Genomic DNA, 24,798 nt, shown 5'->3' on the forward strand with positions numbered 1-24,798 from the left:
AAAAGCCTGATTGGTTCAACTCACAATCAGTGGGGGTGAGGAAAACCCTTACTGATTGAAGTTTCACTTTATAGGCTATTACTACGGAATAAAGGAGGCATTTGATGGCGCAAGGCCAAATTCGTAAAGCATTAAGTGGCTATTACTATGTTTATCAAGATGAAGAGTTAATTCAATGTCGTGGGCGCGGCGTGTTTCGCAATCGCGGCGAATCTCCGCTCGTCGGAGATATTGTTGATTATACAAAGGAGGGTGAATCAGACGGCTATATTATGAAAATTCACCCTCGAAAAAATGAGCTTGTGCGACCGCCAATTGCTAATATCGACCAAGCAATCTTAGTTTTTTCTGTCAAGGAGCCTGATTTTAATACATTATTATTAGACCGTTTCTTAGTTGTGTTAGAATCATTTTCCGTTCAGCCTGTTATTTGCTTAACGAAAACGGATTTGCTAGCAGGAGATGAAGCGGAGCAGCTTCAACTATTAATTGCTGACTATGAAGCGATAGGCTATACTGTTTTAACGACGTATCAAAATGACGGTTCGCTCATGGACAGATTGTATCCGTTGTTAGAAGAAAAAGTAAGCGTTTTAGCAGGACAATCCGGTGTTGGCAAGTCGACGTTATTAAATACATTGCTGCCTGAATTACAACTAAAAACGAACGAAATTTCACAAAGCTTAGGGCGGGGGAAGCATACAACACGTCATGTCGAATTAATTGAAGTTGGGAATGGCTTGCTTGCGGATACCCCTGGATTTAGCTCCTTTGATTTTGACATGATTGACAAAGAGGAATTAACAGCATGCTTCCCTGAATTTTTACGATTAAGTGAGCAGTGTAAATTCCGTGGCTGCTTACATATGAAAGAGCCAAAATGTGCAATTAAGAAAGCACTTGAAACAGGAGAAATTCGCCCATATCGCTATGAGCACTATGAACAATTTTTACAAGAAATTATGGAACGAAAGCCGAGGTATTAAAGATGATTAAAATTGCACCATCTATTTTAGCTGCGAATTTCGCGAAATTAGGACAAGAGGTAAAGGAAGTGGAGGCTGCTGGCGCAGAGCTTATTCATATTGATGTAATGGATGGCCACTTTGTTCCGAATATTTCATTTGGCTCTATCGTACTTGATGCGATTCGCCCTTTAACATCATTACCGCTCGATGTTCATTTAATGATTGAAAACCCAGACCAATATATCGAACAGTTTGCGAAAGCGGGCGCAGATTATATTACGGTCCATGTAGAAGCGTGTCGCCATTTGCATCGCACAATTCAGCTAATCCGTTCATATGGTGTGAAGCCCGGGGTTGTATTAAACCCACATACGCCAATCGAATCAATTCAACACGTTTTAGAGGATATTGATATGGTATTGTTTATGACAGTTAATCCAGGCTTTGGCGGACAAAAGTTTATTTCATCTGTTGTACCTAAAATTGCAGCGCTATCAAAAATTATTAAGGAGCGCGGCTTAACAATCGATATCGAAATCGACGGTGGTATAACAGCAGAAACAATCGTTCCGTGTGCTGAGGCTGGTGCCAATATTTTTGTAGCAGGCTCTGCTATTTATAATCAAGAGGACCGCGTAGCTGCATTACAACAAATTAAAGCAGCTGGTGAAGCGGCATACGTGCGATGATTGCCGTAATTTGCTCAGGTGGACCAAGCGAGGAGCTTTGTTCATTTGAGCCTTTTATGGATGAAGAGGACACTATTTTTATTGGTGCTGACCGCGGAGCTTATCGTTTATTAGAACGAGGGATTCAGCCAGCCGTAATTGTCGGAGATTTAGACTCTATCACAGTAAGCGAGCGTCAAAAATTGACACAGGCAGGCGTGCCAATTGAAATATACGCTGCCGAAAAGGATGAAACAGATACGGATTTAGCCTTGCTAAAAGCTATTACCTATAAGCCAGAAAAAATCGTACTAACAGGTGTCACAGGTGGGCGTCTAGATCATTACGAGGCGGTACTAAGGACGGTGTGTAGGCTTCAGCAGACATACTCGCATATTGTTTTTGAGATTCATAATCTCCATAATCAGCTACGCTTTTTGGTGCCAGGCACACACACAATTCAAGACAATTTAGATTATCCTTATTTATCTTTTTTTGCCTATGGCGAAGCTGTGCAAAATGTAACATTGCGCGGTGTGAAATATGAAACAACGGATGAAGAAATTGGCTTATGGTCATCGCGCTTTACAAGCAATGAGATTATAGGCGAGGCGCATATTACCTTTACCTCTGGCATATGTTTAATGATAAGAAGTGCCGATTAAGGGGGAGCGAGTGTGAAGGTATATACATTTCAGTTACCGAAGTTTATTAGCTCAATGACACGTGCGTGTATAAAGTTATTTAAGAGAGAGAAGAAAAATTAAAGGGCTATAGGGAAAGCAGGTGCAAGTCTGTCTTTCCCTATAGCCCTTTTGCATTTTTGTATGTATAACAAAAAACATCGACCACTTTTGTAGTCGATGTTTTTTATCGCGATTACACGCGCTCAATTTTACCTGATTTTAATGCACGAGCAGAAACCCATACGCGCTTTGGCTTACCGTCAACTAAGATACGAACCTTTTGAAGGTTAGCACCCCAAGTACGTTTGTTAGCGTTCATTGCGTGTGAACGGTTGTTGCCTGTACGAGCTTTACGGCCAGTAATAACACATTGTTTTGGCATGTAAATTCCCTCCCTACAGTTGAATCTGAAAGCAATTTATTTCAGTTCGATATTTCACATACCATATTAATTTAACATAGACTCTATGCGAGTGCAACAATTTTTCAACAACCTTTCAAGAAAAAAACCTTTACACCTGAAAATTTGTTTGTAGATAAGTTTACATTTGTATTCATAGCTGATAAAATGTCGATTTTCTAACTATTAGATTTACTTTTTGAAGCACTTTATATAAAGCACACTAGACGAATCACTGCGTTTTCTTTTATAATTGTTGTTTATGTAGTACAATAAAGAGTAGTCTAAAAGTGCTTAGGGGGCGTATTTATGTCAATAGAAATCCACAATGAATTCGGACAAATCGATATTGCGAACGATGTGATTGCACAAATCGCAGGTGGAGCAGCGGTAGAATGCTATGGAATCGTTGGGATGGCAAGCAAGCATCAAATTCGAGATGGATTAACAGATATTTTACGTAAAGAGAACTTTACAAAAGGTGTGATAGTTCGTCAAGAAGGCGAAGATTTACATATTGATATGTATATTATCGTAAGCTACGGTACAAAAATTTCTGAAATTGCTTACCAAGTTCAGTCAACAGTAAAATATACAGTAAATAAAACATTGGGTATGAGCGTGAAGTCGGTTAATATTTTCGTGCAAGGCGTTCGCGTGATGAATGTGTAAGAGGAGGAAATCAATCTAATGAAGTCTTTAGGCGGAATAAAATTCGCAGAAATGGTACAAATGGGTGCGCATCATTTATACCAAAATGCGGCTTATGTAGATTCGTTAAATGTATTCCCAGTGCCAGATGGCGATACAGGAACGAACATGAATTTATCTATGTCATCAGGTGCGAAGGAAACAGAAGTACAAGCACAGGCGCATATCGGAAAAACAGCGCAAGGGTTAGCAAAAGGTTTATTAATGGGAGCACGCGGTAACTCAGGTGTTATTTTATCGCAATTATTCCGCGGCTTTAGCAAAGCAATTGAAAAGGAGCAGGAAATTGATGCAATCAATTTTGCTGATGCTTTCCAAGCGGGTGTAGATACAGCGTATAAGGCCGTAATGAAGCCTGTTGAGGGGACGATTTTAACGGTAGCTCGTGAAGCGGCAGCAAAAGCTGTTGAAGTAGCGCAGGATGAAGATGATATCATTATTGTAATGGAAGCGCTTGTAGCAGAAGCGAAGGCTTCTCTTGCACGTACGCCGGAGTTGCTTCCTGTATTGAAGGAAGTAGGTGTTGTGGATAGCGGTGGACAAGGCTTGCTATTCGTTTACGAAGGTTTCCTTGCATCTCTCAAAGGCGAGCCACTACCACAAAAAAATGAATCTTCTTTAGATGACTTAATTAATGCGGAGCATCATCGTGTGCAGGACTTTATGAATACAGAAGATATCGAATTCGGCTATTGTACGGAAATTATGGTGCGCTTTGAAGCGGATAAAGAGCCATTTAATGAGGAGCAATTCCGTCAAGAGCTAAATCCAATGGGAGACTCCTTGCTTGTTATTTCTGATGACGAAATTGCGAAGGTGCATATTCACTCAGAAACCCCGGGTGCAGTTCTCGCGGCAGGTCAAAAATATGGTAGCTTAATTAAAATTAAAGTTGATAATATGCGGGAGCAACATTCTGCAATTGTAGGTGAGGCGTCGGTTGCGACAGCGCCAAAAGCCCAGCAGCATCCTTACGCTGTTGTAACGATTGCAATGGGGGAAGGTGTAGCTAACTTACTGCGTTCAATCGGCGCTTCCTATGTTATTGAAGGCGGGCAAACAATGAATCCTTCGACAGAGGATATCGTTAAAGCAGTGAAGGAAATTGGTGCAGAGCGTGTTGTCATTTTACCGAACAATAAAAATATCATTATGGCAGCGGAGCAAGCGGTAGAGCTGTTAGATATTGAAGCGGCAGTCGTACCAACAAAAACAATTCCACAGGGGATGGCGGCTATTTTAGCGTTCAATCCAGAAAGCACTGTCGAGGAAAATCAAGCGAATATGACAGAAAGCTTTGCACATGTTAAAACAGGTCAAGTCACATTTGCGGTGCGCGACACATCAATTGACGGTGTAGAAATTCGCAAGGATGACTTTATGGCATTGGCAGAAGGCAAAATTGTTTTATCGACACCAACGCTAATGGAAGCGGCACAAACTGTTGTCACATCACTGGTTGACGAAGATGCAGAAATCATCACAATTATTTACGGTGAAGACGCAACAGCAGATAATGCTTCACAATTAGCAGCATTTATCGAGGAAAGTTACCCCGATGCAGAAGTGGAAATTGTTGAAGGTAAGCAAGCGCTATATCCATTTATTTTGTCAGTAGAATAGAACAGAACATCGAAAAGCCGATTTCTTCTTTAAATATTAAGAAGAAATCGGTTTTTTATTATAGTTGAAAAGTCCTGATTCGCTCATAAAACGTGTGAAATCGCTCATAAGAGATGCAAATTCGCTCATAAACCAGAAAAATTCGCTCATAAGCTTAAAATAACATATTGATTTCCGACGTTTTTAAAAATAGTGTCATGAAAATAAGTATATTTTGTGTCTATGTCGTAATTCTGTTACACTACATAGTAAACAACACATATTTTTAGGAGGAACGGTTATGAAATTTACTTCCGTTTTTGATATTATCGGTCCTGTCATGATTGGCCCTTCATCCTCGCATACAGCAGGCGCGGCGAGAATTGGACGTGTAGCAAGGGATTTATTCGGCCGCCAGCCAAAATGGGCGAAAATTCATTTGTATGGCTCATTTGCAGAGACGTATCGTGGGCACGGAACAGATGTGGCGATTGTTGGTGGTCTATTAGACTATGATACGTATGATGAGCGTATTAAAACGGCATTTGAGGATGCGAAAAAAGCGGGTTTAACCTTTGAATTTATTCCAGAGGAGGCGCATAAAGAGCATCCGAACACAACGCGCATTGTTATGGGGGATGATGACAACGAAATGAGCGTGGAAGGCATTTCGATTGGCGGAGGGAAAATTGAAATTAGTGAAGTAAACGGTTTCAAACTTCGTCTAACAGGTGGTATGCCTGCAATTTTAGTTGTGCACGATGATCGTGCGGGCTGCATTGCCAATGTTGCTAATTGCTTAGCAATGCACGATGTTAACATCGGACATATGGAAGTATCACGTATTGAACGTGGTTTAACTGCGTTAATGGTAATTGAAGTTGACCAAAATATCGAAGACCGTGTGTTAGAGCAAATTTCATATATTCCGCATATTACAAAGGTATCAAGAATTAATAACTAAGGAGTGAGCAAAATGGACGTATTATTTCAAAATGTACGCGAATTAGTAGAACGTGCAGAGCAAGAAGGAAAGCTCATCTCTGAAATTATGATTGAGCAGGAAATGCTTATGACAGGGCGTTCGCGTGACGATATTATGGCACAAATGGACCGCAATTTGACGGTAATGGAGGAGGCTGTAGAGCGCGGCTTACAGGGGGTGCATTCTGTTACAGGCTTAACAGGAGGCGACGCGGTACTATTGCAAAAATATATTGCCTCCGGTAAATCGTTAGCTGGGGATTTATTACTAGATGCGGTAAGTAAAGCGGTTGCAACAAACGAGGTAAATGCTGCAATGGGTACAATTTGCGCAACTCCGACAGCGGGTTCAGCAGGTGTTGTGCCGGGTACATTATTTGCCATTCAACATAAATTAAATCCGACTCGTGAGCAAATGATTCGTTATTTATTCACATCAGGAGCATTTGGTTTTGTTGTAGCGAATAATGCTTCAATTTCAGGAGCGGCTGGTGGCTGTCAGGCAGAGGTTGGTTCAGCGGCTGGTATGGCAGCAGCAGCTATTGTAGAAATGGCAGGAGGTACAGCGCAGCAATGTGCAGAAGGCTTCGCAATTACCTTGAAAAATATGCTAGGGCTTGTTTGCGACCCAGTTGCGGGCTTAGTTGAAGTGCCATGTGTGAAACGTAATGCGATGGGGGCATCGAATGCAATTGTTGCGGCAGATATGGCATTAGCTGGTGTTACAAGCCGCATCCCTTGTGATGAGGTAATTGGTGCTATGTATCGTATCGGTGAATCGATGAATCCAGACTTAAAAGAAACGGCTCGTGGTGGACTAGCTGCGACGCCTACAGGCAAAGCACTAGCAGCCAAAATTTTTGGCGGTGCAGTTGTGCAAGGACAATAAAAATTTAAAAAGCTTTCGGAGAGACTAGTTTTCCCGAAAGCTTTTTTAGTGCAAAAAACAGCTAGTTGTTGCCCAAAATCTTGCACAGCCGCGAGCATGTTTTAGTGAGATGTATACGCATGCGATTAAAATGAACTTCTTTGAAAATGTGTTGTCAAAATAAAATGAACTTTTTCAGTAATTTCCGAAATCTTATAGAGTGCTAGAAATAGGATTGTGTAAAATATGTAATGTTTCATTTAAAATATGCAAATCGGTTAAACAATCAATAGCTGTTCCTGAAAGTGTATGCTCAAGCGTACAAATCATATTTTGTTCTGCAAAAGTATAGCCACCTGTACCTGTTTTTGAGTATGTTGTGACAGGTAAAATCGCAGACAGCTCATTTGCAAAGGAGCAAATCTTTTGCATATTATCATTATTGTATCGTTCACTTTTTAGCATATGGTGAGTGCCGTCAGTTGAAGTAATGGCAGCAAGTTTTTTATCGCTATTACGAATCGTTTGGCATGTAGCGACATCAATATGCCAAACGGTCGTTGCGATGTGTTGGAAAGTGTCGTTCATTGGAATCTCCTTTTGTTTGTATGTAGTATAATAATTATATAGAACGATGAAAATATTTAACAATAAACGTGTTGATTATATGAAAATTATCTATTAATAGACGTGTTTTATATGGAGGGATGCTTCTTATTGGGCAGATACTCGTTAATTGAAGTGGAGGGCAGCGTAAAGGAAGCTCGGTCTAAGAGCACCTCATCCTGTGGTCACTCAAGCTGAAATCCATTTATTTTGGCATTCGCCGATATAAATTAGTTGAAGCAGTACTGGAGGAAAGCGTCCACACGCCAAGGAAAACAGCGAATTGCTAGGTATTCTCTGTGGAATAAAGGTTAATCAACACGTCTTATTTAACAACCCACTAAGTGAAGGAGGGATGCGATATGACAAGCTTTAACGACCCTGTATCAACACTGAAAGGCATTGGCAAGGAAACAGCGGAACATTTGCAGTCACTGCATATTGAAACGGTCGGCGATTTAATTTGGACCTTCCCGTATCGACACGAGGATTTTCGGCTGAAGGATTTGGCAGAAACGCCGCATAATGAGCGCGTAACGATTGAGGCAACGGTCGAATCGATGCCCTCTGTCATGTTTCTAGGGAAAAATAAGCAGCGCTTAACTGTTGCAGTACGCGCAGGACGACATTTAGTAAAGGCGGTATTTTTTAATCAAGGTTATTTGCGTCAAAGATTGCTACCGGGAACTATTGTCACTGTAACAGGCAAATGGGATCGAGGGCGCCAAGTTATTGTCGGCTCCTCTGTAACATTTGGACCGAAAACGGAGCAGATTGATTTTGAGCCTGTGTATAGCTTACGTGGCTTAATCCAACAAAAGCGCTTTCGTAAATATATGCGACAGGCGCTTGATTTAGCGACAGATATTGAAGATAGTTTACCTCAAAGTTTGCGTTCACAATATCAGCTACTTGACGTTCATGAAGCTTTGGAGGGCGTGCATTTTCCAAAGGATGCAGCGCATGCGAAGCAAGCTCGGCGCCGCTTTGTTTATGAGGAGCTATTGGAGTTTCAGTTAGGTATTCAAGCATTACGTAAAAGTAGAAAAGAGGCGGAGCGAGGGCTTGAAATTAATTACGACATTGAAAAGCTTCGCGCTTTTATTCAAACATTGCCGTATGAGCTTACTTCTGCACAAAAGCGTGTAGTAAATGAGATATGCAAAGACTTAAAGTTAGCGCAGCGCATGAATCGCCTCTTGCAAGGAGATGTAGGCTCTGGAAAAACAGTGGTAGCAGCAATTGGTTTATATGCAGCGGTGACAGCAGGTTATCAAGGAGCATTAATGGCGCCAACAGAAATTTTAGCTGAACAGCATGCACAGTCACTACAAGAGTGGTTTAAACCAGTTGGTGTGCGCGTTGCGATTTTGTCAGGTTCAACAAAAACGAAGGAGCGTCGCATTTTACTAGAGCAATTAGCGGCAGGAGAAGTAGATATTTTAATTGGAACGCACGCTTTAATACAGCCTGATGTAACTTTTCATAAATTAGGTTTTGTCATTACGGATGAGCAACATCGCTTCGGTGTGGAGCAACGTCGTATATTGCGTGATAAAGGGGAACATCCTGATGTGCTATTTATGACGGCGACGCCAATTCCACGTACTTTAGCGATTACAGTGTTTGGTGAGATGGACGTATCGATTATTGATGAATTGCCAGCAGGGCGTAAGGAGATTGAAACGCATTGGCTTAAGGAGGAGCAGCTCGGCTCAGTGTTAAAAAAAATGCAAACGGAGCTTGAGAATGGACGGCAGGCTTATGTTATTTGCCCGTTAATTGAGGAGTCAGATAAGTTAGACGTTCAAAACGCAGTAGATGCCTATAATCAGCTGACTGCCTATTTTGCAGGGCGTTTTACTGTTGGTTTAATGCATGGACGACTTACCTCTACTGAAAAGGATGAAATCATGCGGGCATTTAGCAATGGTGAGATAGATGTACTTGTTTCGACAACGGTTGTTGAAGTCGGTGTCAATGTGCCAAATGCTAGCTTTATGACAATCTACGATGCAGAGCGCTTCGGGTTAGCTCAGTTACACCAGCTGCGTGGGCGTGTTGGACGTGGAGAGCATCAATCTTATTGTGTGTTAATCGCTGACCCGAAATCGGATGAGGGGCAGGAGCGCATGCGTTCTATGACAGAAACGAATGATGGCTTTAAATTGGCTGAAAAGGATTTAGAATTGAGAGGGCCTGGGGATTTCTTTGGCAAAAAGCAGAGTGGCTTACCTGAGTTTAAAATGGCAGATTTAGCGCATGATTATCGAGCGCTCGATGTAGCGAGACAGGATGCCGAGCGCCTAGTGCATAGCGAGGCATTTTGGACGGAAGGGGAATATAAGCCGCTGCGTAACAGATTGGAAGCGCGCGGTGTGTTATATGGTGAGCGGATTGATTAGCGAGAAAAGAAAAATGGTTGCGTTCTTATTTTTGAAAATGTATACTGGTATTAGTACCAAGTTCTAATACTAATGGGTAGGTGACAAGTGACGATGAAAAGAACGAAAAAGGAACGCCAACAATTATTAGTCGAAACAATTGCAGATAACCCATTCGTCACAGATGATCAGTTAGCTGCTAAGTTTAGTGTTAGTGTACAAACGATTCGTTTAGATCGCATGGAGTTGGCAATTCCAGAGCTGCGAGAGCGCATAAAAGATGTAGCAGCTAAAAACTATGAAAATGAAGTGAAATCTTTACCATTAGACGAAGTCATTGGGGAAATTATAGATATAGAATTAGATAAACGCGCACTTTCCATTTTCGATGTGAAGGAGGAGCACGTTTTTCAGCGCAACGGCATCGCACGAGGACATCATTTGTTTGCACAGGCAAATTCATTAGCAGTAGCTGTTATTAATGATGAATTGGCACTTACTGTTAAATCGAATGTTGCGTTTGTTAAACCTGTAAAAGCGGGTGACCGTGTTGTGACGAAGGCAACCGTACGTGCTGAGGATAAGGTGAAAAATCGTACATATGTCGATGTGCAGTCGACAGTAGAAAATGAAATTGTATTTCTAGGTGAGTTTGAAATGTACCGTACGAAAGGTGTAGGTGAAACAACATGAAATTAGCAATAGATGGTATGGGTGGCGACAATGCTCCACAGTCAATTATTGATGGGGTATTTCTTGCATTAGAGGACTTCCCAACAATTGAAATTCAATTATATGGTCAAAAAGAAAAGATGGCACCCTATTTAAAAGAGCACCCACGTCTTAAAGTAATTCATTGCTCAGAAGTAGTGGAGGGAGATGACGACCCAGCGCGTGCTGTTCGTCGTAAAAAAGATTCCTCTATGGCGAAAATTCTTGATGCTGTTGTAACGAACGAGGCAGATGCTTGTCTATCAGCAGGAAATACAGGTGCATTAATGGCTGGTGGCTTATATAAGGTGGGACGCATAGAGGGAGTTGCTCGTCCCGCTTTAGCGACAACATTGCCAACAGTTGATGGCAATGGTTTTTTAATGCTAGATTTAGGAGCCAATGCAGAGGCCAAGCCTGAGCACTTGCAGCAATACGCGATTATGGGCGATATTTATGTCAAAAAAGTACGCTCACAAAAAGCACCGCGTGTTGGCTTATTGAATATAGGAACAGAAGATAATAAAGGAAATGATTTAACAAAGGCGGCTTTCACTCTATTAAAAGAAACAGAGTTAAACTTTGAAGGCAATGTGGAGGCGCGTGAGTTATTGAATGGTGTAGCTGATGTTGTCGTAACGGACGGCTTTACTGGTAATATGGTTTTGAAATCATTGGAAGGAACAGCAGGCACAATCTTTTCAATGCTCAAGGAAGCGCTTATGGCGACAACGAAATCCAAATTTGCAGCAATGCTCGTGAAAAATGATTTAAAGTCACTAAAGGATAAAATGGATTATACAGAATATGGTGGTGCCGCGCTTTTTGGTTTACAGGCACCTGTCATAAAGGCACATGGCTCATCAAATGCGAAAGCGATTTATAGCGCAATTCGACAAGCCCATATGATGGTGGAACATGATGTTTGTGCAACAATTAAGGACGCAATTGCAAAACAGCAACAAGTAAAGGAGAACGACTAATGACAAAAATCGCTTTTATTTTTCCTGGGCAAGGCTCGCAGCAAGTAGGGATGGGGGCAGAATTTGTTGAAACGACAGCAGCGAGTAAGGCGCTTTATGAGCGTGCGGATGAGGTGCTTGGTTTTTCTTTGACAAATTTAATGTTAAATGGCCCGCAGGAGGAGCTAACATTAACATATCATGCACAGCCTGCATTATTGACAACAGGTGTGATGATTGCTAATAAAATTATGGAAGCTGGCATTCGCCCAGACTATACAGCCGGGCACTCATTAGGAGAATATAGCGCATTTGTTGCTGCGGGAGTAATGACATTTGATGAGGCAGTGGCGACAGTACATAAGCGCGGCCTTTATATGGATGAAGCAGTGCCAGCAGGACAAGGTGCAATGGCGGCGATTCTTGGTTTGGAGGCGTCGGCTTTAAAAACGGTATGTGAGGCTGTATCGGCAGCGGGCGATGCCGTACAATTAGCAAATTTAAACTGTCCTGGGCAAATTGTTATTTCGGGTACAAAAGCAGGTGTTGAAAAAGCCTGTGCTGCGGCAAAGGAGGCTGGGGCAAAGCGTGCAATCCCTCTTGTAGTGAGCGGACCATTCCATTCAAGCTTAATGCAGCCAGCAGCGGATAAGCTAGCACAAACAGTTGAGCAGCTTACGATTCAACAGCCAGCAATTCCTGTAGTTAGCAATGTAACATCGGCACTTTTAACGGAGGAGGCAGCAATTCGCCGCGAAATGGTTGAGCAAGTTGTGAGCCCAGTTCTATGGGAGCAAAATGTGCGTACACTATTAGAGCAAGGCGTTACTGTTTTTGTAGAATGCGGACCCGGCAAAGTGTTATCAGGCTTAGTCAAGAAAATTGACCGCGCAGCAGAGGTACATTGTGTATATGATGAACAATCATTACAAGCATTATTAGATGCGGCAAAGGGGTGGGCATAATGACATTACAAAATAAAACGGCTGTTGTGACAGGCGCGTCACGTGGTATCGGTCAAGCAATTGCGCTAGAGCTAGCAAAGCAAGGTGCAAAGGTAGTTGTCAATTATAGTGGTAGTGAAGCGCGTGCACTACAAGTAGTAGAGCAAATTCAAGCAGCTGGCGGCGAGGCGATTGCAGTACAGGCAAATGTAGCGGATGCAGAATCAGTCACTCAATTAATGAATAAAACATTGGAAACATTCGGCTCAATTGATATATTAGTAAATAACGCAGGAATTACGCGTGACAATTTGCTAATGCGTATGAAAGAAGACGAATGGGATGATGTGATGAACACGAATTTAAAAGGCGTCTTTTTATGTACGAAAGCTGTAACACGTCAAATGATGAAACAGCGTAGTGGACGCATTATTAATATTTCATCTATCGTAGGCGTAGCTGGCAACGCAGGACAAGCAAATTATGTTGCAGCAAAAGCAGGTGTTATAGGCTTAACGAAAACGACGGCGAAGGAGTTAGCAAGCCGTAATATTTTAGTGAATGCCATTGCACCGGGCTTTATCACGACGGAAATGACAGATGAGCTGCCAGAAGAATTAAAAGCAGCGATGCTTGCACAAATTCCTTTAGCGAAGCTTGGGCAGCCAGAGGACATTGCAAAGGCTGTTGTATTTTTCGCTTCAGATGCGGCGAGTTATATTACAGGACAAACATTGCATATTGATGGTGGCATGGTAATGTAGTGGAAAATAAGCAATTTTTTATCTAGATTCAGCAATATTTATTGCGCCGAGTAACCGCAGAAGCACATTCTTTTTTGTGCTGAGAGCGGAACGGTCGAGTAAGGGGTTGCTGCATATCTTTGAGGGGAGGTGACCGATGTGTCTACAGTTTTAGAGCGTGTAACAAAAGTAGTAGTTGATCGTCTAGGCGTTGAAGAGAGCGAAGTAAAATTAGAAGCTTCTTTCCGCGACGATTTAGGCGCAGATTCATTAGATGTAGTTGAGCTTGTAATGGAATTAGAAGATGAGTTCGACATGGAAATTTCTGATGAAGATGCTGAAAAAATCGCAACAGTTGGTGATGCGATCAGCTATATTGAGAGCAAAGTTAACTAATGAATATAGAGGTGTGTTTGTCGCATGAATAGGCGATAAACATAGCCTCTTTTTCTTTTTGAAGGTTGAATAAAATAATTACGGCTACACCTTTGAAAAAACCGCTATTCCATTGTACACTTAAAGTTAGAAACTACTAGGAAGGCAGAATGTGCATGACGATTAGAAAAAAAGGAAGCCAGCACAAGGCAGGCATATTTTCAGAAAAAGTAAAAAATCAATTTCAGGCTTTACAGCAGCAGTTAAGTATTTCATTTCACAACACAGCATTATTGTACCAAGCATTTACCCATTCATCCTATGTGAATGAACATCGACGCAAGCTATACACAGACAACGAACGCTTAGAATTTTTAGGAGATGCCGTATTAGAGCTTTCCGTATCTAAATATTTATTCGAAAAATACCCTCAAATGAGTGAGGGAGAACTAACAAAGCTTCGTGCCTCAATAGTATGTGAGCCGTCACTGGTTGTTTTCGCGAATGAACTGCAATTTGGTCAGTTTGTTTTATTAGGTAAAGGTGAGGAGCTAACAGGAGGGCGGGAGCGTCCAGCATTATTAGCAGACGTTTTTGAGTCATTCGTTGGCGCTCTTTATTTAGACCAAGGCTTAGACAATGTTGTCGCATTTTTAGAGCGTGTCGTATTTCCTAAAATAGAAGTCGGTGCTTTTTCGCATGTGATGGATTTTAAAAGTCAGCTTCAGGAAATGGTTCAGCAAACAAACAATGGACCACTCCACTATGAAATTGTTGATGAAAAGGGGCCAGCCCATAATCGTACTTTCATTTCTCGCGTGCTATTGAATGATCAGGAGCTTGGGATTGGACGCGGGAAATCGAAAAAAGAGGCGGAACAGCAAGCTGCGCAAAGTGCCATGAATGCATTTAAACAGCTAGAGCAGGAGGATGCATAAAGTGTTTCTGAAGCGACTTGAAGTAATTGGTTTTAAATCTTTTGCTGAGCGTATAGGCGTTGATTTTGTACCAGGTGTAACGGCTGTCGTTGGTCCAAATGGAAGCGGCAAAAGTAATGTGACAGATGCTATTCGCTGGGTGCTAGGTGAGCAATCTGCAAAGTCGCTGCGCGGCGCAAAAATGGAGGATGTCATTTTCTCGGGAAGTGATTCAAGAAAACCATTGAATTTTGCGGAAGTAACATTAGTTTTGGACAATCAAGACGAGCGAATTGCTGTACCGTATACAGAAATAAGTGTAACGAGACGTGTGTATCGTTCAGGTGAGAGTGAATATTTGCTTAATAACCAGCAATGTCGCCTGAAGGATATTACGGACTTGTTTATGGACTCTGGGCTAGGAAAAGAAGCATTTTCTATTATTTCGCAAGGACGAGTAGACGAAATTTTAAATAGTCGACCAGAGGACCGTCGCCTCATTTTCGAAGAAGCGGCAGGTGTATTAAAGTACAAGCTACGCAAAAAAAAGGCAGAATTTAAACTCGTTGAAACAGATGAAAACTTACACAGAGTATTAGATATTTTACATGAGCTAAATAGTCGCTTAGAGCCGTTGCAAATGCAAGCCTCGGCTGCTAAGGATTATTTGCGCATGACCGCAGAATTAAAGGATGCAGATATCGCGCTGATTGCTCATGATTTAACGGAATGCTACCGTTCATTGCAGGTAGCAGATATTGAATATACAAAATTAGCACAAACCGAGCAGCAGCATGCAGGTGAAATGGCAGAAAAAAATAAGCAATTGCGAGATATACGCACGCAATTAAAGCTAATTGATGAGGCGCTTGACCAGTCGCAGGAGCAATTGATTGAGGCAAGTACGGAAGTAGAACGCTGGGAAGGGCGTAAGGCACTTGTCAACGAAAAACGCCAAAATGCGGAGAAGCACTTACAGCAATTGCAATTATCTTTGGTACAGACTAATGAGGAAGAGCAACAGCTCATACAGCAGGAATCAGCTAATAAAGAGCAATTCAATTTAAAGCAAAAGCAGGTTCAACAGCTCAAACAAGCCATTAAACAGCTAGAGCAATCATTAACGAAATCTGTAGCAGAAATAGAGGCGGATATTGAGCAGGCGAAAAATCATTATATTGATTTGTTAAATGAAGAGGCAACGACTAAAAATGAATTAAAGCATCTTGAGCAGCAATTAACACAGCATCAAGAAACGGCCTTACGCATGACAGGGCGTTCAGAGGAAGCTGAAAAAGAGCTTCAGCAAGTGCAGGCATTGAAGCAGAACGAAATTGAGCAATTAACACAATTAGATGCTAAATATAATGGGCAAATGACACAGCTCGAAGCGCTAGAAATGGAAATCAGCTCAGCGACGAATCAGCTTGATGAGAAGCAAGCATTGCTTTACAAAGCGTACCAGCACCATCAGCAATTAAAGGCACGCAAGGAAACGTTAGCGGAGCTAGAAGCTGATTTCTCGGGCTTCTTCCAGGGAGTTAAAGAAATTTTATTGGCACGTGAGCGTGGGCAGCTAACTGGCATTGTCGGTGCAGTTGCTGAATTACTTCAAATTGAAGGGCAATACACTGCCGCAATTGAAACGGCATTAGGGGCAGCATCTCAGCATATCGTGACAGAAAACGAGCAGCACGCACAGCAAGCGATTAGCTGGCTCAAGCAGCGCAGAGCTGGGCGAGCAACGTTTTTACCAAAAACTGTTATGAGGTCACGTAAAATTTATGCCGAGCAATTGCCACAAGTGGCGGAGCACCCAGCATTTATTTCCTTTGCAGATGAATTAGTGCAATATAACATTTCGAACCAAATAATTATCCAAAACTTACTAGGTAACGTTATTGTAGCAAAGCATTTACAAGGTGCTAGTCAAATTGCGCGACTATGCAATTATAAATACCGAGTAGTTACTTTAGAGGGCGACATCGTCAATGCAGGTGGCTCGTTAACAGGTGGAGCAATGAAGCAGCAATCATCTGTATTTTCTCGTAAGTTAGAACTCGATACACTTGTCGAAAAGCTTTCAGAGCTTGAAAAAAATATTGCAACAGCAGAGCGAACGGTTGCTAAATTGAAAGCGCAAGTGACGACATTAGCTGAGCAGGCAGATGCTATTAAGCTAACTCAAAACAGCTTGCAAAGTGCTTTGCAGCAACATAAAACAAAAATTGTAGAGCTCGAAGTACAAGAGAAAAATTTACAACAAACAGTTGCCTTGTCTTCCTCGGAGCACAGTTCAGCAGCAACACGTAAAGAGCAGCTAGCTCAACAACAGCGTCAAGCACAGGAGCGCTTGCAGCAAATTACAATAGAACTTGCAAAGATTAATGAGCAGGTAGAGCAGTTGACAGAGGCGAAGGTTTATAGTGATACACAAAAGGACGCTTTGCGGGAGCAATCAGCAGAAAAACGTTCAGAGCTAGCAGTAGCTGTCGAACAGCTAACCCAATTGCAAGCAACAGCAGCTGACATTGCGTTAAAGCGTTCGAAAATACAGCAACAATTCGAAAATATTTCCCAAGAAATAAAATGGCTACAATCCGAAGAGGGAGCTGGCCCAACAATAGAGGAAATTGAACAGGCAGTCATTGATTGGACTGTGAAGAAACAAGACTTAACAAATGTTATTCAAACAGAGCGTGAGGCAAGGACTGCTTATCAACAGCAATCGACAAACCTTGAGCAAAGCTTACAAGAACTATCAAGAATTCATAAAGGCTTTGTTGATGCGTTGCGCACATTGGAATTAAAACGCAACCGTACACAATACGAGTTAGAAACACTAGAACAGCAATTAGAGGAGCAATACGAGTTAAGCTATGAAGAGGCACAAGAGGCTGCGATAGCAATTGATGATATTGAGCAGATGCGTCGAACAGTGCGTTTATTAAAGCTGTCAATCGAGGAGCTCGGACCGGTGAATATAGCGGCTATTGAGGAGTATGAGCGAGTGCAGGAGCGCCATTCATTTTTAACAGAGCAACGCAATGACTTAGTGGAAGCACAAGAAACATTGCAGGAAGCGATTAAGGAAATGGATGAAGAAATGAAGATGCGCTTCGCGAGCACATTTACAGCGATTCGTGCGCAATTTAAAATTGTTTTCCGCGAATTATTCGGTGGCGGGCAAGCAGACTTAATATTATTTGATGAAAATAATATACTTGAAACAGGTATTGATATTGTTGCACAGCCACCAGGGAAAAAATTGCAAACTTTAAGCCTTTTATCTGGGGGAGAACGTGCACTCACAGCAATTGCTCTACTATTCGCCATTTTAAAAACGCGCCCTGTGCCGTTTTGTATTTTAGATGAAGTGGAGGCAGCTCTTGATGAATCGAACGTGATGCGCTATAGTCAATATTTAAAAAAATTTAGCGAGCAAACGCAATTTATCGTGATTACCCACCGAAAAGGCACAATGGAAGGTGCAGACGTATTGTACGGTATTACGATGCAGGAATCGGGTGTTTCGAAACTTGTATCGGTGAAGCTAGAAGAGGTTGAATTAGTAGAACAAAGGAGCGGGACATAAAGATGAGTTTTTTTAAACGATTAAAGGAAAAATTAATAGGCGGCGCTGAGGAAGAACAGCTAAAGGAACGACAGCAGCTAGAAGAGCAAAGCGAAGAGCAGGCTGTTGCCGAGGTTATAGAAAATGAACAACCATCTGAAGTAATGGAAACGGTAGAACAAACAGCTGTGGAGCCTGAAATAATCGTGGAACAGCCACTGGCGATTGTGGAGGACGCAGAAGAACAGCCTGTCGAAGAGGAAAAACCATCAGCATGGTCAATTACACAAAAATTTAAAGCAGGCCTTGAAAAAACACGTAATTCCTTTACTTCAAAAGTAAATGATTTGGTAGCACGCTACCGTAAAGTAGACGAGGACTTCTTCGAGGAATTAGAGGATGTGCTGTTACAGGCAGATGTTGGCTTTGAAACAGTGATGGAATTGATGGATAAGCTACGCTTTGAAGTACAGCGTAAAAACATTAAAGATACAGCGGGCATTCAAGCGGTAATTTCTGAGAAGCTTGTAGAAATTTATGAAGCGGGTGAAGAGAATTTAACGACGATTCAGATGCAGCCAAAAGGTGAGCTAACAGTTATTTTATTTGTCGGTGTAAACGGTGTCGGAAAAACGACGACAATTGGTAAGCTTGCACACCGATTAAAGTCAGAAGGAAAAACGGTGATGCTTGCAGCGGGCGATACGTTCCGTGCCGGGGCGATTGACCAGTTACAAGTATGGGGCGACCGCGTAGGCTGTGAAGTGATTAAACAAGCGGAGGGCTCAGACCCAGCAGCCGTGATGTATGATGCGATTCGCGCAGCCAAAAACCGTCATGCGGACGTTTTAATTTGCGATACAGCGGGGCGTTTGCAAAATAAAGTAAACTTAATGAATGAGCTAGAAAAAGTACACCGTGTTATTTCACGTGAAATTCCAAATGCACCACATGAAGTATTGCTAGCATTAGATGCAACAACAGGTCAAAACGCGCTTGTACAGGCACAAATGTTTAAGGATGTTACAAATGTAACAGGTATCGTCTTAACAAAGCTAGATGGTACAGCAAAGGGCGGTATTGTCTTAGCGATTCGCAACAAGCTACATATCCCTGTGAAATATGTAGGCTTGGGTGAAAAAATGGATGACCTCCAACCTTTCGATGCAGAGCGCTATGTATATGGGCTATTTGCAGAAGGCTTGGAGAAAGAACTAGAGCAAATTGAAGAGTAAGCAGAGTCGGACGCTAGCGGATGGTGTTTTGGTAAAATATTTGCTCATTAATAGATAGAGAGAACACTCATTGAAAATGAGAGAAACATGGAATAAACTGCTGAAAACGTAGAATAAAACCGAAAAAACATGGAATAAATCTCCGAAAACATGGAATAAAATCGGAATGCACGAGTGCCAGCTAATAAACCCGCTTGAAGTATGCGATATAAAGGGATTTTCCTTGACGGACATTGAGAAACATCATATGATACAAGAGAGAAATTATGAATGGAGAGAGTAAAATGCTACTGGAAAAAACAACACGCATGAATTTTCTCTTCGACTTTTATCAAGCATTATTGACAGATAAACAGCGCAGTTATATGGAACTGTATTATTTAGACGATCACTCCTTAGGCGAAATTGCAGAGTCGTATGAAGTGTCTCGTCAAGCAGTTTATGATAATATACGTCGCACTGAAGCGATGCTTGAAGAATATGAGGATAAACTACAGTTGTTGGAGAAGTTTCAAGAGCGTCAAAAAGTACTTGAACAACTGACAAAGGCGCTACAGCAGGGGACGACGCTTGAAGAACAATTAACACTGATTGAACAACTGAAAGAAGTGGATTAGGGGGCAACGGCGAATGGCGTTTGAAGGATTAGCAGAACGGCTCCAAGGAACGATTCAAAAGATTACAGGTAAAGGGAAAGTAACGGAGCAAGACGTAAAAGAAATGATGCGCGAAGTCCGAATGGCATTAATTGAAGCGGACGTAAACTTGAAGGTTGTAAAAGAATTCGTAAAAAAAGTAAGTGAGCGTGCTGTCGGTTCGGAAGTAATGAAAAGCTTAACACCAGGCCAGCAAGTTATTAAAATCGTACAGGATGAATTAACAGAGCTGATGGGGGGCGAGCAAAGCCCAATCAAATTTAATTCAAGACCACCGACTGTCATTATGATGGTTGGCTTGCAAGGTGCTGGTAAAACGACGACAACTGGTAAGCTTGCAAATGTTTTGCGTAAAAAGTATAATCGTAAGCCGCTTTTAGTAGCAGCTGACGTTTATCGTCCGGCAGCCGTGCAACAGCTTCAAACATTAGGGAAACAGCTAGCATTACCTGTCTTTTCATTAGGGACGGATGTTTCACCTGTGGAAATTGCGCGACAAGCATTGGCTCATGCGAAAGAAGAACATTTAGATGTTGTTATTATCGATACAGCAGGACGTTTGCATATCGATGAGGAGCTAATGCAGGAGTTAAAGGATATTCGTGCATTAAAAGAGCCAGACGAAGTCTTTTTAGTTGTAGATGCGATGACAGGGCAGGATGCTGTGAATGTTGCAGAGAGCTTTAATGAAGCTGTAGGTATTACCGGCGTTGTGTTAACAAAGCTTGATGGTGACACACGAGGTGGTGCAGCGTTATCGATTCGTGCTGTAACAGAGAAACCGATTAAATTTGTCGGTATGGGTGAAAAGATGGACGCGCTTGAATCATTCCATCCAGAGCGTATGGCAAGCCGTATTTTAGGGATGGGTGATGTGCTATCATTAATTGAAAAAGCACAGGCAAATGTCGATATGGAAAAAGCGAAGGAGCTAGAAGAAAAGTTTTTAACGCAAAGCTTTACATTCGACGATTTCATCGAACAAATACAGGCACTGAAAAAAATGGGTCCACTTGATGAATTATTAAAAATGATTCCTGGCATGAATAAAGTAAAAGGAATGGACAATGTACAAGTCGATGAAAAGCAAATGGGGCGCATTGAAGCAATCATTTACTCGATGACACCGGCTGAAAAAACAAATCCTGAAATTATTAATTCAAGTCGCAAAAAGCGTATTGCACAAGGGTCAGGTACGTCAATTCAAGAAGTGAATCGCTTATTGAAACAATTTGAGGATATGAAAAAAATGATGAAGCAAATGACGGGGATGGCATCTGGAAAAGGAAAGAAAAAGATGAAATTACCTGGTTTAGACTCATTGTTCAAATAAAATTTTTAGGTGTTAAGAAAAAACACTTTACAAACAACACAAACATTGATAATATACTATCTTGTGTGAAACTTATTCGGAGGTGCTATTAAAATGGCAGTTAAAATTCGCTTAAAACGTATGGGAGCTAAAAAATCTCCTTTCTATCGTATCGTAGTTGCAGATGCTCGTTCACCACGTGACGGTCGTCAAATTGAAACAGTAGGTACTTACAACCCACTTACAGTTCCAGCTACTGTAGCTATCGATGAAGAGAAAGCTCTTAAATGGTTAGCTGATGGTGCAAAACCATCTGACACTGTTCGTAACTTGTTCTCAGAGCAAGGCATTATGGAAAAATTCCATAACCAAAAATTCAGTAAATAATCTGAGGTGACATGATATGCAGCAACTGATTGAAACAATCGTTAAACCGTTAGTCGATTACCCAGAAGAAGTCCGTATTGAGACGGATGAAAATACCAATCGAATTGTTTATAAGCTTTTTGTTCATCCAGAGGATCGAGGAAAAGTCATAGGCAAACAAGGACGTGTCGCAAAGGCGATTCGAACAATTGTTTATTCAGCGGCGGGCAGTCACCGTAAGAAAAAGACTTACGTCGATATATTGGATGATTAAGGCTGACCAAGCATTTGGCTAGCCTACATAAAAAAGGAGGAGGGAGCGCACTAGTTCCCTCCTCTTTTTTGTTATATAATGAGCGAAGATAGACTATATAAGAGGTGTACAAACATGGAATGGTTTAATGTAGGACGCATCGTTAATACACATGGTATCCGCGGGGAAGTTCGTGTTATTTCCACGACGGATTTTGAGGATACGCGCTTTGCTGTTGGCAGCAAACTAGCGGTGTTTAAAAAGGATGAGAAGCGTCCGATTTGGGTGACAGTGGAAAGTGTTCGCCGCCATAAAAACTTTATTTTATTAACATTTGAGGGCATGAACAATATTAATTTAGTTGAGCCATTTAAAGAAGGCTTATTAAAAGTGACGATGGATCAGCTTGAAGATGATGAGCTTGAAGAAAATGAATATTACTACTTTGAAATTAAAGATTGCGAAGTATTTTCTGAAGATGGCGAGCGTATCGGCGTTATTACAAATATTTTAGAAACAGGCGCAAACGACGTATGGGAAGTGAAGGGCCCTAAAAAAATGCATTACATTCCCTATATTGAGGATGTTGTAAAAGAAATTGATATTGATAATAAAAAAATTATTATCCATGTGATGGAAGGTTTATTATGATGAAGATTCATGTGCTGAGCCTGTTTCCAGGAATGTTTGAGGGCGTGTTTAATACATCTATTTTGAAAAAAGCGCAGGAAAAAGATGCTGTTACACTTGCTGTCTCCGATATCCGTGATTTTAGCGATAATCGTCATAAGCAGGTGGACGACTATCCATATGGTGGTGGCGCAGGTATGGTGCTGAAGCCTGAGCCAATGTTCCAAGCGGTTGAGGAAATTACAGCCGGGCGCAAGCCGCGTGTTATTTTAATGTGTCCACAAGGTGAACGCTTCACACAAAAGAAGGCAGAGGAGCTAGCACAGGAAGAGGAACTTGTCTTTTTATGTGGTCATTACGAAGGCTATGATGAGCGTATACGCGAATTTTTAGTAACGGATGAAATATCTATCGGCGACTTTGTTTTAACAGGTGGCGAACTTCCTGCCATGACTGTCATTGATGCAGTAGTCCGATTATTACCAGGTGTTTTAGGAAAGGCGGATTCTCATATATTAGATTCATTTTCAACAGGCTTGCTAGAGCACCCACATTATACGCGTCCAGCCGATTTTAGAGGCATGACAGTACCGGAAGTATTAACATCTGGAAATCACGGGAAAATTGAAGAGTGGCGTGAAGAACAGTCTTTAAAGCGAACATTGTTACGCCGTCCCGATTTACTAGAAACATTAGAATTAACAGACAAGCAGCGAAAAATACTAGAAAAATTAAAAAGTGAATTGTAAAACGAATCTTCACACATTGAATCTATTTATTCATATGCAGTAAAGTAAAAATGCTTGCAAGTAGAAATAATTTATGATAATATTCAATCTGTGCTTTTAAGTAAGCACTGAATTACGGTGTTCCGCTGTGGCCAAAAATGAGCGTGCATGAGCATCTGTCCAAGGAGAGAAAACAATGACAAACATTATTGCAGAAATCACAAAAGAACAACTTCGTTCAGATTTACCTTCATTCCGTCCTGGTGACACAGTTAAGGTACACGTAAAAGTTGTCGAGGGTACACGTGAGCGTATCCAATTATTTGAAGGCGTAGTAATTAAACGTCGTGGTGGCGGAATTAGCGAAACTTTCACTGTTCGTAAAATTTCTTACGGTGTAGGTGTTGAGCGTACTTTCCCAGTACACACACCAAAAATTGCTAAATTAGAAGTTGCTCGTCGTGGTAAAGTACGTCGTGCGAAACTTTACTACTTACGTGAATTACGTGGTAAAGCAGCTCGTATTAAAGAACGTCGCTAATATTTATTTAAAGAAGGGGGCTTGTTACGACAAGCTCTCTTTCTTTTCGTCAAGCGGTAGATTTTTTTGCTTGTCATTACAATTTCGTATACAATGAGTATGGAAGAACGAGGGGGATATTCGCTTGGAACAAACAAAAAAAGAAAAAAATGAGCTCTTTGAATGGGCAAAAGCGCTGCTCATCGCATTTGCTGTTGCAGCTATTATTCGCTATTTTTTATTCACACCAATCGTTGTAGATGGAGATTCGATGATGCCAACCCTTGAAAATGGCGATCGAATGATTGTGAATAAAATAGGCTATAAAATCGGTAGCCCTGATCGTTTTGATATCGTTGTATTTCATGCACCAGAGCAAAAGGACTATATAAAACGTGTGATTGGACTGCCGGGCGATCATGTTGAATACAAGGATGATCAGCTATATATAAATGGTGAACCGATCGACGAGCCATATTTAGATCAATATAAAGCCGAAATTGTGGAAGGTAATTTGACAGGGAATTTTAAGTTGCAAGATATTGACCCAAATTTAGATGTCATTCCAGATGGTCATGTATTCGTGATGGGTGATAACCGTCGTTTTAGTAAAGATAGTCGTCATATTGGGATTGTCAATCAAAAGGAAATTATCGGTAATACAAGCATTATTTTTTGGCCTGTAAGCGATATAAAGATAGTGAAATAATAGGGCATAGGGCGTCCAAAAAGCAGTGTCTCGCACGCTTTTTGGACGTTTCAGTTGTGTTTGATTAAAATAATCATCACATAGAAAAGTAGGTAATTTGTTTTAAAAGGTTGTAAACGCTGAATGTAACAATTTGTTGGATTTATCCTGCATTAAAGAGCAGTAAGACATCTACCTCAAGACTTAAGTGAAAACCGGCTTAAGGATAAGAGGGAGCTCAACTGCCCGTAAAAGCCCGATTGATTCAACTAACATTTAGTGGGGATGAGGAAAACACCCACTGATT

The 24,798-nt window shown here is 41.4% G+C and carries 27 protein-coding genes; 25 read left to right on the forward strand and 2 right to left on the reverse strand.

Annotated features, from left to right (window positions below; translation table 11 throughout):
* The first annotated feature begins 104 nt into the window (after positions 1–104).
* The 4 genes from rsgA to spoVM are packed head-to-tail and all read left to right on the forward strand — an operon-like array spanning position 105 to position 2,403.
* A complete protein-coding gene (rsgA, locus tag C9J36_RS03660; protein ID WP_066169903.1) occupies positions 105–986 on the forward strand; it encodes a ribosome small subunit-dependent GTPase A in 882 nt (293 codons plus the stop codon).
* Between the two features lie 2 nt (positions 987–988).
* A complete protein-coding gene (rpe, locus tag C9J36_RS03665) occupies positions 989–1,657 on the forward strand; it encodes a ribulose-phosphate 3-epimerase (RefSeq protein ID WP_066169906.1) in 669 nt (222 codons plus the stop codon).
* Entirely contained in the window at positions 1,654–2,301 is a 648-nt protein-coding gene (locus tag C9J36_RS03670; protein ID WP_107942268.1) for a thiamine diphosphokinase, read from the forward strand. Before rpe ends, C9J36_RS03670 begins: the two co-directional genes overlap by 4 nt.
* A gap of 12 nt (positions 2,302–2,313) precedes the next feature.
* A complete protein-coding gene (gene spoVM / locus C9J36_RS03675) occupies positions 2,314–2,403 on the forward strand; it encodes a stage V sporulation protein SpoVM (protein ID WP_107942269.1) in 90 nt (29 codons plus the stop codon).
* Between the two features lie 112 nt (positions 2,404–2,515).
* On the opposite strand, the gene rpmB is transcribed toward spoVM, so the two are convergent.
* Positions 2,516–2,704, reverse strand: a complete 189-nt coding sequence (rpmB, locus tag C9J36_RS03680; protein WP_004227417.1) for a 50S ribosomal protein L28 — start codon at positions 2,702–2,704, stop codon at positions 2,516–2,518.
* A gap of 327 nt (positions 2,705–3,031) precedes the next feature.
* On the opposite strand from rpmB, the gene C9J36_RS03685 reads away from it, so the two are divergent.
* From C9J36_RS03685 to sdaAA, 4 genes are all read left to right on the forward strand, one after another.
* Positions 3,032–3,394 (forward strand): Asp23/Gls24 family envelope stress response protein, encoded by a 363-nt coding sequence (locus C9J36_RS03685; RefSeq protein WP_066169912.1) that lies wholly within the window; start codon positions 3,032–3,034, stop codon positions 3,392–3,394.
* Positions 3,395–3,412: 18 nt separating this feature from the next.
* Positions 3,413–5,056: a DAK2 domain-containing protein gene (locus tag C9J36_RS03690; protein WP_107942270.1), complete on the forward strand. Its 1,644-nt coding sequence runs from the start codon at positions 3,413–3,415 to the stop codon at positions 5,054–5,056.
* 280 nt (positions 5,057–5,336) lie between these two features.
* Positions 5,337–5,999 carry an L-serine ammonia-lyase, iron-sulfur-dependent subunit beta gene (gene sdaAB / locus C9J36_RS03695; RefSeq protein WP_066169918.1) on the forward strand — a complete coding sequence of 221 codons (663 nt, stop codon included), beginning with the start codon at positions 5,337–5,339 and terminating at the stop codon, positions 5,997–5,999.
* A 12-nt stretch (positions 6,000–6,011) separates the two neighbouring features.
* Positions 6,012–6,908 carry an L-serine ammonia-lyase, iron-sulfur-dependent, subunit alpha gene (gene sdaAA / locus C9J36_RS03700; RefSeq protein ID WP_066169921.1) on the forward strand — a complete coding sequence of 299 codons (897 nt, stop codon included), beginning with the start codon at positions 6,012–6,014 and terminating at the stop codon, positions 6,906–6,908.
* Between the two features lie 192 nt (positions 6,909–7,100).
* On the opposite strand, the gene C9J36_RS03705 is transcribed toward sdaAA, so the two are convergent.
* Positions 7,101–7,475, reverse strand: coding sequence for a hypothetical protein (locus tag C9J36_RS03705; protein WP_107942271.1), 375 nt, complete (start codon positions 7,473–7,475; stop codon positions 7,101–7,103).
* Between the two features lie 380 nt (positions 7,476–7,855).
* Between C9J36_RS03705 and recG the strand changes: the two genes are divergently transcribed.
* The 17 genes from recG to lepB all read left to right on the forward strand — a co-directional run bounded on the left by recG (position 7,856) and on the right by lepB (position 24,512).
* Positions 7,856–9,898: an ATP-dependent DNA helicase RecG gene (recG, locus tag C9J36_RS03710; protein ID WP_107942272.1), complete on the forward strand. Its 2,043-nt coding sequence runs from the start codon at positions 7,856–7,858 to the stop codon at positions 9,896–9,898.
* A 93-nt stretch (positions 9,899–9,991) separates the two neighbouring features.
* The gene (gene fapR, locus C9J36_RS03715; RefSeq protein WP_066169932.1) at positions 9,992–10,570 is read left to right on the forward strand and encodes a transcription factor FapR; all 579 of its coding nucleotides are present in this window, start codon (positions 9,992–9,994) and stop codon (positions 10,568–10,570) included.
* On the forward strand, positions 10,567–11,571 hold the full coding sequence (gene plsX / locus C9J36_RS03720) for a phosphate acyltransferase PlsX (RefSeq protein WP_107942273.1): 1,005 nt from the start codon (positions 10,567–10,569) through the stop codon (positions 11,569–11,571). Before fapR ends, plsX begins: the two co-directional genes overlap by 4 nt.
* A complete protein-coding gene (fabD, locus tag C9J36_RS03725) occupies positions 11,571–12,515 on the forward strand; it encodes an ACP S-malonyltransferase (protein ID WP_107942274.1) in 945 nt (314 codons plus the stop codon). Before plsX ends, fabD begins: the two co-directional genes overlap by 1 nt.
* Positions 12,515–13,258, forward strand: coding sequence for a 3-oxoacyl-[acyl-carrier-protein] reductase (fabG, locus tag C9J36_RS03730; RefSeq protein ID WP_107942275.1), 744 nt, complete (start codon positions 12,515–12,517; stop codon positions 13,256–13,258). The genes fabD and fabG overlap by 1 nt, the downstream gene beginning before the upstream one ends.
* Positions 13,259–13,396: 138 nt before the next feature.
* Entirely contained in the window at positions 13,397–13,633 is a 237-nt protein-coding gene (gene acpP / locus C9J36_RS03735) for an acyl carrier protein (protein ID WP_042471856.1), read from the forward strand.
* Between the two features lie 155 nt (positions 13,634–13,788).
* Positions 13,789–14,550, forward strand: a complete 762-nt coding sequence (gene rnc, locus C9J36_RS03740) for a ribonuclease III (protein ID WP_066169944.1) — start codon at positions 13,789–13,791, stop codon at positions 14,548–14,550.
* Position 14,551: 1 nt separating this feature from the next.
* Complete coding sequence (smc, locus tag C9J36_RS03745) at positions 14,552–18,124, forward strand: chromosome segregation protein SMC (protein ID WP_107942276.1); 3,573 nt, start codon at positions 14,552–14,554, stop codon at positions 18,122–18,124.
* Between the two features lie 2 nt (positions 18,125–18,126).
* Positions 18,127–19,338: a signal recognition particle-docking protein FtsY gene (ftsY, locus tag C9J36_RS03750; RefSeq protein ID WP_066169950.1), complete on the forward strand. Its 1,212-nt coding sequence runs from the start codon at positions 18,127–18,129 to the stop codon at positions 19,336–19,338.
* 284 nt (positions 19,339–19,622) lie between these two features.
* Complete coding sequence (locus C9J36_RS03755) at positions 19,623–19,955, forward strand: putative DNA-binding protein (protein ID WP_066170312.1); 333 nt, start codon at positions 19,623–19,625, stop codon at positions 19,953–19,955.
* 13 nt (positions 19,956–19,968) lie between these two features.
* Positions 19,969–21,327 carry a signal recognition particle protein gene (gene ffh, locus C9J36_RS03760; protein WP_066169956.1) on the forward strand — a complete coding sequence of 453 codons (1,359 nt, stop codon included), beginning with the start codon at positions 19,969–19,971 and terminating at the stop codon, positions 21,325–21,327.
* Positions 21,328–21,420: 93 nt separating this feature from the next.
* Positions 21,421–21,693 carry a 30S ribosomal protein S16 gene (rpsP, locus tag C9J36_RS03765; protein WP_066169959.1) on the forward strand — a complete coding sequence of 91 codons (273 nt, stop codon included), beginning with the start codon at positions 21,421–21,423 and terminating at the stop codon, positions 21,691–21,693.
* A 16-nt stretch (positions 21,694–21,709) separates the two neighbouring features.
* Positions 21,710–21,946: a KH domain-containing protein gene (locus tag C9J36_RS03770; protein ID WP_066169962.1), complete on the forward strand. Its 237-nt coding sequence runs from the start codon at positions 21,710–21,712 to the stop codon at positions 21,944–21,946.
* A 114-nt stretch (positions 21,947–22,060) separates the two neighbouring features.
* Complete coding sequence (rimM, locus tag C9J36_RS03775; protein ID WP_107942277.1) at positions 22,061–22,576, forward strand: ribosome maturation factor RimM; 516 nt, start codon at positions 22,061–22,063, stop codon at positions 22,574–22,576.
* Positions 22,576–23,304 (forward strand): tRNA (guanosine(37)-N1)-methyltransferase TrmD, encoded by a 729-nt coding sequence (trmD, locus tag C9J36_RS03780; RefSeq protein WP_107943073.1) that lies wholly within the window; start codon positions 22,576–22,578, stop codon positions 23,302–23,304. The genes rimM and trmD overlap by 1 nt, the downstream gene beginning before the upstream one ends.
* A gap of 175 nt (positions 23,305–23,479) precedes the next feature.
* Positions 23,480–23,824, forward strand: a complete 345-nt coding sequence (rplS, locus tag C9J36_RS03785; RefSeq protein ID WP_066169967.1) for a 50S ribosomal protein L19 — start codon at positions 23,480–23,482, stop codon at positions 23,822–23,824.
* A gap of 124 nt (positions 23,825–23,948) precedes the next feature.
* On the forward strand, positions 23,949–24,512 hold the full coding sequence (lepB, locus tag C9J36_RS03790) for a signal peptidase I (protein ID WP_107942278.1): 564 nt from the start codon (positions 23,949–23,951) through the stop codon (positions 24,510–24,512).
* Positions 24,513–24,798 lie beyond the last annotated feature (286 nt).

The organism is Metasolibacillus fluoroglycofenilyticus (genome assembly GCF_003049645.1).
Lineage (GTDB): Bacteria > Bacillota > Bacilli > Bacillales_A > Planococcaceae > Metasolibacillus > Metasolibacillus fluoroglycofenilyticus.

Bases quoted from the DNA above. Each gene is read 5' to 3' on its own strand.
- rsgA (WP_066169903.1), top strand. From the start codon at position 105: ATGGCGCAAGGCCAAATTCGTAAAGCATTAAGTGGCTATTACTATGTT.
- rpe (WP_066169906.1), top strand. From the start codon at position 989: ATGATTAAAATTGCACCATCTATTTTAGCTGCGAATTTCGCGAAATTA.
- C9J36_RS03670 (WP_107942268.1), top strand. From the start codon at position 1,654: ATGATTGCCGTAATTTGCTCAGGTGGACCAAGCGAGGAGCTTTGTTCA.
- rpmB (WP_004227417.1), bottom strand. From the start codon at position 2,704: ATGCCAAAACAATGTGTTATTACTGGCCGTAAAGCTCGTACAGGCAAC.
- C9J36_RS03685 (WP_066169912.1), top strand. From the start codon at position 3,032: ATGTCAATAGAAATCCACAATGAATTCGGACAAATCGATATTGCGAAC.
- C9J36_RS03690 (WP_107942270.1), top strand. From the start codon at position 3,413: ATGAAGTCTTTAGGCGGAATAAAATTCGCAGAAATGGTACAAATGGGT.
- sdaAB (WP_066169918.1), top strand. From the start codon at position 5,337: ATGAAATTTACTTCCGTTTTTGATATTATCGGTCCTGTCATGATTGGC.
- sdaAA (WP_066169921.1), top strand. From the start codon at position 6,012: ATGGACGTATTATTTCAAAATGTACGCGAATTAGTAGAACGTGCAGAG.
- C9J36_RS03705 (WP_107942271.1), bottom strand. From the start codon at position 7,475: ATGAACGACACTTTCCAACACATCGCAACGACCGTTTGGCATATTGAT.
- recG (WP_107942272.1), top strand. From the start codon at position 7,856: ATGACAAGCTTTAACGACCCTGTATCAACACTGAAAGGCATTGGCAAG.
- fapR (WP_066169932.1), top strand. From the start codon at position 9,992: ATGAAAAGAACGAAAAAGGAACGCCAACAATTATTAGTCGAAACAATT.
- plsX (WP_107942273.1), top strand. From the start codon at position 10,567: ATGAAATTAGCAATAGATGGTATGGGTGGCGACAATGCTCCACAGTCA.
- fabD (WP_107942274.1), top strand. From the start codon at position 11,571: ATGACAAAAATCGCTTTTATTTTTCCTGGGCAAGGCTCGCAGCAAGTA.
- fabG (WP_107942275.1), top strand. From the start codon at position 12,515: ATGACATTACAAAATAAAACGGCTGTTGTGACAGGCGCGTCACGTGGT.
- rnc (WP_066169944.1), top strand. From the start codon at position 13,789: ATGACGATTAGAAAAAAAGGAAGCCAGCACAAGGCAGGCATATTTTCA.
- ftsY (WP_066169950.1), top strand. From the start codon at position 18,127: ATGAGTTTTTTTAAACGATTAAAGGAAAAATTAATAGGCGGCGCTGAG.
- C9J36_RS03755 (WP_066170312.1), top strand. From the start codon at position 19,623: ATGCTACTGGAAAAAACAACACGCATGAATTTTCTCTTCGACTTTTAT.
- ffh (WP_066169956.1), top strand. From the start codon at position 19,969: ATGGCGTTTGAAGGATTAGCAGAACGGCTCCAAGGAACGATTCAAAAG.
- rpsP (WP_066169959.1), top strand. From the start codon at position 21,421: ATGGCAGTTAAAATTCGCTTAAAACGTATGGGAGCTAAAAAATCTCCT.
- C9J36_RS03770 (WP_066169962.1), top strand. From the start codon at position 21,710: ATGCAGCAACTGATTGAAACAATCGTTAAACCGTTAGTCGATTACCCA.
- rimM (WP_107942277.1), top strand. From the start codon at position 22,061: ATGGAATGGTTTAATGTAGGACGCATCGTTAATACACATGGTATCCGC.
- trmD (WP_107943073.1), top strand. From the start codon at position 22,576: ATGAAGATTCATGTGCTGAGCCTGTTTCCAGGAATGTTTGAGGGCGTG.
- rplS (WP_066169967.1), top strand. From the start codon at position 23,480: ATGACAAACATTATTGCAGAAATCACAAAAGAACAACTTCGTTCAGAT.